Annotated in this window: 5 protein-coding genes; 4 read left to right on the top strand and 1 reads right to left on the bottom strand. The window is 74.4% G+C overall.

Annotated elements, in window-relative coordinates; all coding sequences use genetic code 11:
- Positions 1-52 precede the first annotated feature (52 nt).
- The 4 genes from RZ84_RS23855 (at position 53) to moeZ (ending at position 4096) form a co-directional block, all read left to right on the top strand.
- Complete coding sequence (locus RZ84_RS23855; protein ID WP_078894131.1) at positions 53-1195, top strand: hypothetical protein; 1143 nt, start codon at positions 53-55, stop codon at positions 1193-1195.
- Positions 1196-1420: 225 nt separating this feature from the next.
- Positions 1421-2380: an NAD-dependent epimerase/dehydratase family protein gene (locus RZ84_RS23860; protein ID WP_043265997.1), complete on the top strand. Its 960-nt coding sequence runs from the start codon at positions 1421-1423 to the stop codon at positions 2378-2380.
- 29 nt (positions 2381-2409) lie between these two features.
- Entirely contained in the window at positions 2410-2820 is a 411-nt protein-coding gene (locus tag RZ84_RS23865) for a hypothetical protein (protein ID WP_043265998.1), read from the top strand.
- A 97-nt stretch (positions 2821-2917) separates the two neighbouring features.
- A complete protein-coding gene (gene moeZ, locus RZ84_RS23870; RefSeq protein WP_043265999.1) occupies positions 2918-4096 on the top strand; it encodes an adenylyltransferase/sulfurtransferase MoeZ in 1179 nt (392 codons plus the stop codon).
- A 90-nt stretch (positions 4097-4186) separates the two neighbouring features.
- Here moeZ and RZ84_RS23875 read toward each other — a convergent pair.
- The coding region (locus RZ84_RS23875; protein WP_241777835.1) for a lysylphosphatidylglycerol synthase transmembrane domain-containing protein at positions 4187-6755 on the bottom strand (2569 nt) is incomplete at its 5' end.

Raw genomic sequence — 6755 nt, forward strand, 5'->3', positions numbered from 1 at the left:
CGGGTGTGCGGGACGCCGTCCGTGCGGACGGCCCAGGGAGAGGAGACGGCGTATGACCGCCGACCCGGTGAAGATCCTGATGTACCGTCACCGAGCCCTGTGCGAAAGGGCCGTCGACCCGCTGGAGATCGCCGCCGGACTGGAGGCGCACGGGGTCACCGACCGGACGGCCGCGCGCTTCCGGCACCGCGACGTCTTCTCGCTGGCCGAGGAGCTGTACGCCCGGGTGCCGCGCGCCGGGCAGGACCCCGCCCCGGAGGAGCCCGGCCCGGCGGAGCCCGAGCCCGGCCCGGCGCCCGGGGAGCTCCCGCCGGGCCGGGCCGTGCGCGGGGCGGTGCAGCTGCTGCCGGGCGCGGTGTGCGCCGCGGCGGTCGCCGCCCACGAGTCCGCGGCAGGGGCGACCGCCCTCGTACGCATGGGAGTTGATGCCACCGGGCTGCTGCTGGTGGTGCTCGCCCTGCGGCTGGCCGTCCGGGCCGGGCCGCTGCGGCTGCGGCGCGGCGCCGCCCGGTCCCGTACGGCGGTGCTGTGGGCCGGCTGGACGGTGGCGTACGCGGTCTACGGCGACTGGCTGCTGGGGCAGCTGCTCGTCGGCGGACCCGATCTGCCGCCTGTCCACCCGCGGGCCGCCGTCGCGAGCGCGGTGGGACTGGCCTGCGCGCTCGCCCCGGCGGCCTGGTGCGCCCACTGGTTCGCGGTGCGCGGCCGGCGCGGGCTTGCCGCCAGCCGCGGGCTGACCGAACTCGCCGCCCGGGTGCGGCCGTTGCTGGCCGCGGTCACCCTGGTCTTCCTGGGCGCGGTGGCCGCGCTGCTGGCCGCGGCCCGGCTCGCCTTCGGCGGCGCGGCGGGCGGCTGGACCGCCGGCGCCGCCGCCACCGCCCTCGGCGTCCTGCTCTTCCTCGCCCGGCTGCTCGCCGTCCACGGTTTCCCGCGGGCCGCCGCCACCGGCGTCGGCACCGCCGCCGCCCTGGAGGCGCTGGCGCCCGCGCTGGTGCTGGCCGCCCGGATCCCCGGCCTGGCGCCGCTCGGCACCCCGGTGGCGGCGCTGGCCGGCGCCGCCGGACCGGCCGCGGTCCCCGCCGCCGCCTGCACGGCCGCCGCGCTCGGCCTCCTCGTCCACGGCCTGCGGGCGCTCACCGGCGCCTGCGCCCATCCGCCCGCACCTTACGCGCCGGCCGAGGCGGGCCGGCCGTGACCGCAGACCACGCACCACCCCCGGGGAGGCACCCCGATGCCGCCGACCCGGATTCCCCGGTCCCCGCCGCCGCGGACCCCACCCCACGTGGCCCTCGCCCTCATGGGCGGACGCCGAACCCGCGGCCGGAGCCGGCGGGATTCCCCCGCTTCCCTCGATCCGCATGAGGAGTCGACACATGAACGTCCACCCGACCACACGCCACGGGCACCGGGGGGCCGCACGATGAGGGTGCTGCTCATCGGCGCCAACGGCTACCTCGGCCGCTATGTCGCCGACCGCCTGCTCGCCGACCCCGCCGTCCAGCTCACCGCCCTCGGCCGGGGCGACGACGCCGACGTGCGCTTCGACCTGGCCACCGGCAGCCCCGGGGCGCTCACCCGCTTCCTGGACGCGGTGCATCCCGGCGTGGTCGTCAACTGCGCGGGCGCCACCCGCGGCGGCGCCCGGGAGCTGACCCGGCACAACACCGTCGCGGTCGCCACCGTCTGCGAGTCGCTCCGCCGCAGCGGCTGCGGCGCCCGCCTCGTCCACCTGGGCTGCGCCTCCGAGTACGGGCCCTCGCAGCCCGGCTCGTCCACCGCCGAGGACGCGGTGCCGCGCCCCGGTGGGCCGTACGGCGTCAGCAAGCTGGCCGCCACCGAACTGGTCCTGGGCTCCGGGCTCGACGCCGTCGTGCTGCGGGTCTTCTCGCCGGTCGGCCCGGGCACCCCGGCCGGTTCGCCGCTGGGCCGGCTCGCCGAGGCGATGCGCCGGGCGATGCAGTCCGGCGACAACGAACTCAAGCTCGGCGGGCTCGGCGTACAGCGCGACTTCGTCGACGTACGGGACGTGGCCAGGGCGGTGCACGCCGCCTCGCTGTCCGCCGCGCAGGGCGTGGTCAACATCGGGACCGGCCGCGCGGTACGGCTGCGGGAGGCCGCGGCGGTGCTCGCCCGGGTCGCCGGATTCGGCGGCTCGCTGCACGAACTCGACTCCCCGCCGGCCCGGTTGGTGATCCCCGGCCCGGGGCCCGAGGGGCATCCGGTGGGCTCGCCGCCCACCACCTACCCGTATCCGGACGGCTGCGGCACCTGGCAGCAGGCCGATGTCCGCACCGCCCGCGACCGGCTCGGCTGGCGCCCCCGCATCGGGCTGGAGGAGTCCCTGGCCGACATCTGGATGGAGGCCGCGTGTCGCATCTGAGCACCCCTCCGGACACCACCCGCGCCCCTATGGGGGCCGGGCCGCCGGGCATCGGGGTGCCCGGCCTCGCGCCTCCGCTGCCGGCGCCGGGGGAGCGGGCCGAACTGCCCCGCCCGCGGACCGGTGCCGTCGACCGGAGGAAGGGGTTCCGGTGCCGGCCGGTGGCGCCGCTGCACCGGGCGGTGCCGAACGTCCCGGACGGGCCGGGGGTCCGTCCGGTCCCGCACCGCACACCGGCCGCCGCCCGCATCCGTGAGACGGGTGTCCGCCTGCTGGGACACCTGGGGGCACTGCGGATGGCCCGCCGGCAGGGGGCGGGCACCGTGTACTTCACCGACCGCCGAGCCGCCGGCGCGGGGGCCGCCGGTGGTGCCTGGGAGTCGCTGCCCGGCTACTGGGACGAATTCGTCTCGCGCATCGGACCGGGTGTCTCGGAATGAAGAAGCGCGTGGCAGTGTTACGGCAAGAAGCATCTCCGCCGTTCCCGGCTCCGGCCGGGGCGGGGGAACCCCATCGAGACCGACCAACGGAGTCCCCGTGTCGCTGCCACCCCTGGTCGAGCCCGCTCCGGAGCTCACCGTCGACGAGGTCCGCAGGTACTCCCGCCACCTGATCATTCCCGATGTCGGGATGGACGGGCAGAAGCGGCTGAAGAACGCCAAGGTGCTGTGTGTCGGCGCCGGTGGCCTGGGCTCGCCCGCGCTGATGTACCTGGCCGCGGCCGGCGTCGGCACCCTGGGCATCGTCGAGTTCGACGAGGTCGACGAGTCGAACCTGCAGCGCCAGATCATCCACAGCCAGGCGGACATCGGCCGCTCCAAGGCCGCCTCCGCCAAGGACACGGTGCTGGGCATCAACCCGTACGTCACGGTCAACCTGCACGAAGAGCGCCTCGACTCCAGCAACGTCATGGAGCTCTTCGCCCAGTACGACCTGATCGTGGACGGCACCGACAACTTCGCCACCCGCTATCTCGTCAACGACGCCTGCGTGCTGCTGAACAAGCCGTACGTCTGGGGCTCGATCTACCGCTTCGACGGGCAGGCGTCGGTCTTCTGGAGCGAGCACGGCCCCTGCTACCGCTGCCTGTACCCGGAGCCCCCGCCGCCCGGCATGGTGCCCTCGTGCGCCGAGGGCGGCGTGCTCGGTGTGCTGTGCGCCTCCATCGGCTCGATCCAGGTCAACGAGGCCATCAAGCTGCTCGCCGGTATCGGTGAGCCGCTGGTCGGCCGCCTGATGATCTACGACGCACTGGAGATGACGTACCGCCAGGTCAAGGTCCGCAAGGACCCCGACTGCGCGGTCTGCGGCGAGAATCCCACGGTCACCGAGCTCATCGACTACGAGGCCTTCTGCGGCGTCGTCTCCGAGGAGGCCCAGGAGGCGGCGGCCGGCTCGACGATCACTCCCCGGCAGCTCAAGGAGTGGATCGACGCCGACGAGAAGATCGAGATCATCGACGTCCGCGAGCCGAACGAGTTCGAGATCGTCTCGATCCCGGGCGCCAGGCTGATCCCGAAGAACGAGTTCCTGATGGGCACCGCCCTCCAGGACCTGCCGCAGGACAAGAAGATCGTCCTGCACTGCAAGACGGGTGTCCGCTCCGCCGAGGTCCTCGCGGTCCTGAAGTCCGCGGGCTTCGCCGACGCGGTCCACGTCGGCGGCGGCGTCATCGGCTGGGTCAACACCGTCGAGCCGGAGAAGCCGGTCTACTGAGCGGGGTGAGCGAGGCGCGAAAGCGCCGGTCCGGGCGATCCGGACCGGCGCCTTCGCGTATACGGGCGGGCGTGCCGGCGGGCGGCCGGTTCAGATCTCGCCCTTGCGGGTCAGGAAGGTGAAGGCCATCCAGCCCGGCAGCACCGGCAGCCAGAAGACCATCAGCCGGAAGAGCAGCACCGCCGGGAGCGCGGTGTCGGCCGGCAGCCCGCCGAAGGTCAGCGCACCGATCAGCGCGGCCTCCACGGCGCCCACCCCGCCGGGTGTCGGCGCCGCCGAGCCCAGCGCGTTGCCCGCCAGGAAGGCCACCGCGATACCGGCATAGCTGATCTTGTCGCCGCCGCCGAACGCCCGGATCGAGGCGTCCAGGCACATCACGTTCGCCACCGTCAGCAGCAGCATCCCGCCGATGCCGGTGACCAGCTTCCGCGGGCGCTGGAGGATGTCCAGCATCCGCGGCACCACACCGGCGAACAGCGACCGCAGCCGGGTCACCACGAACTTCCGCAGTCCCGGGACCGCCGTGACGACCAGGATCAGCACCGCGACCGTCAGCAGACCGGCGATGACCGTACGGGACGGCGAGATCTGCGGGGCGTGCTCGGTGCCGGTCAGATAGCCGAACGCCAGCAGCAGCACGATGTGGCTGCCCAGGCCGAACAGCTGGGACGCCCCGACGCTCGCCACCGCCAGGCCGGGCCGCACCCCGGCCCGCTGGAGGAAGCGGGTGTTGAGCGCCACCCCGCCGATCGCGGTGGGCGCCACCAGCTTCACGAAGTCGCCCGCGACCTGCGCCATCAGCGTCCGGACGAACGAGACCTTCTCGGTGACGAACCCCAGCAGGCTCATCGCCGCCGCGACGTACGTCAGCGCCGAGAAGAACGCCGCCACCAGCACCCACACCCAGCGGGCCTGGTTGATCACGTCGCCGAGGTTGAAGTTGGTGAGCTGCGACAGCAGCACGTACACCGCGAAGGCGCCGGCGATCCAGCTGATCAGGATGCGCGGGCTCAGCCGCTCCAGCTTCGCCGGCTCGATCACCGCGGTCGGCCGGATCAGCAGGACCTGCCGGCGGATCTGGGCGAGCAGATCCTCCTCCAGCACCTCTTCGGACGCCTCTTCCAGGGCCCGCTTCTCGGCGGTCTTCTCCGCGTTCCGCACGGCCCGCAGCGCCTTGCGGTCCTGGGGGCCGTGCGCCTCCCGGGCCTCGCGCGCCTCCTTGGCCGCCTGTGAGGCGGCCAGCACCGCCTCGCGCTCCCGCTTGGCGCGCTCCCGGGCCAGGTGGCGCAGGGTGGCGCGGGTGGTCCGGCTGAGCGCGATCGGCTGGAGCAGCGGCAGGCTGTCGGCGACCGCGTCCGGGCCGAGCACCGCGACGGCCGCGGCGACCGCCCGTTCGGCGCCGACCCGCAGCCCGCAGGTGGCGAGCAGCTGGGCGATGTCCATCCGCAGCACGACGTCGCCGGCGGCGATCTCACCGCCGCGCAGCTCGGTCAGCACGATGTCGCCGGAACGATCCACCAGCAGGGCGTCGCCGACCAGCCGCCGGTGCGCGATCCGCCGCGACTGGAGGGCGGCGACCTGCCGCCAGGCGCTGTGCATCAGCGCGTCGGTGATCTCCTCGTCCGCCAGCGAGTCGAAGCTGCGGCCCCCGATGTGCTCGTAGACCAGCATCACCGCGTCCGGGCCCAGCTCGGAAGTGGCGATCAGCTTGGGCGCGTTGGCCCCGGCGGCGATCGCGGCGTACGCCAGCAGCGCCTCCTGCTCCAGGGCCTGGCGCAGCGACTGGAGGCTGCGGCGCTGGTTGATGCCGCGCAGCGACAGCCGCCGCCACACCCGGTAGAAGAAGCCCTGGGCCTGCTGCTCGCGGTCGACGACGGTGACGTCGATCGGCGGGCCGTCCTCCAGGCTGACGATGTAGCGGCGGCCCCGGTCGGAGTGCTCGGGGTGGTCCGGGTTGGCGATGTCCTCCGCGCGGATCGCGCTGACCGGCCGGAAGCCGACCCGGCGCAGCCCGGCGAGGAGGTTCTGGCCCGTGGGGCGGACGTTGGGGGAGCCGACGGCGTAGAGGGTGCCGAAGGCGACGGTCCAGCCGATCAGGACCGTGACCACGATGGCGAACGGGGTGGTGTACCGCCCGATGAGCACCGCGAACGCGTCCAGCAGCAGGACGCACCACATCGCGACCCGCCAGCGGGGCCGCCGGGACATGCCGACCGCCGTCATATAGGCGATCACCGGCGCCAGATAGCTGTGCACCGGCGCGGACAGCGACCCGTTGGCGAGCGGCTGGGTGAGCGCGCTGCGGATCGAGGCGGGGGCCGCCTCGGCGACCCACAGGTCGGTGGCCAGCGACACCCCGTGCGCCAGTACGGCGGCCAGCACGCCGTCCGCGATCCGCAGCCCGTCCCGCTTGATCAGCCGCTCCACGGCGAACGCCACCGGCACGATCAGCACCGCGACGCTGGACGTCAGCCCGGCCAGGTTGATCAGCAGCTGGGGCGCCGCCCCGGCGCTCTGCCCGATGTCGTTCTTCAGTCCCTGGGTGGTGCCGTGGGCGAAGGTCGCCAGCGCCAGGACGAGGGCGATCCCGGCGATGCCGAGCAGCAGCCGCAGCAGGTCGGCGGGCCGGTGCACCCGGGCGGGCAGCAGCGGCTCCGCC

Origin of the sequence: Streptomyces sp. CT34, from assembly GCF_000805335.1 — a bacterium.
In the GTDB taxonomy this organism is placed as follows: domain Bacteria; phylum Actinomycetota; class Actinomycetes; order Streptomycetales; family Streptomycetaceae; genus Streptomyces.

Coding starts and splice junctions, on each gene's coding strand:
- RZ84_RS23865 (WP_043265998.1), top strand. CDS start 2,410: ATGGGGGCCGGGCCGCCGGGCATCGGGGTGCCCGGCCTCGCGCCTCCG.
- RZ84_RS23855 (WP_078894131.1), top strand. CDS start 53: ATGACCGCCGACCCGGTGAAGATCCTGATGTACCGTCACCGAGCCCTG.
- RZ84_RS23860 (WP_043265997.1), top strand. CDS start 1,421: ATGAGGGTGCTGCTCATCGGCGCCAACGGCTACCTCGGCCGCTATGTC.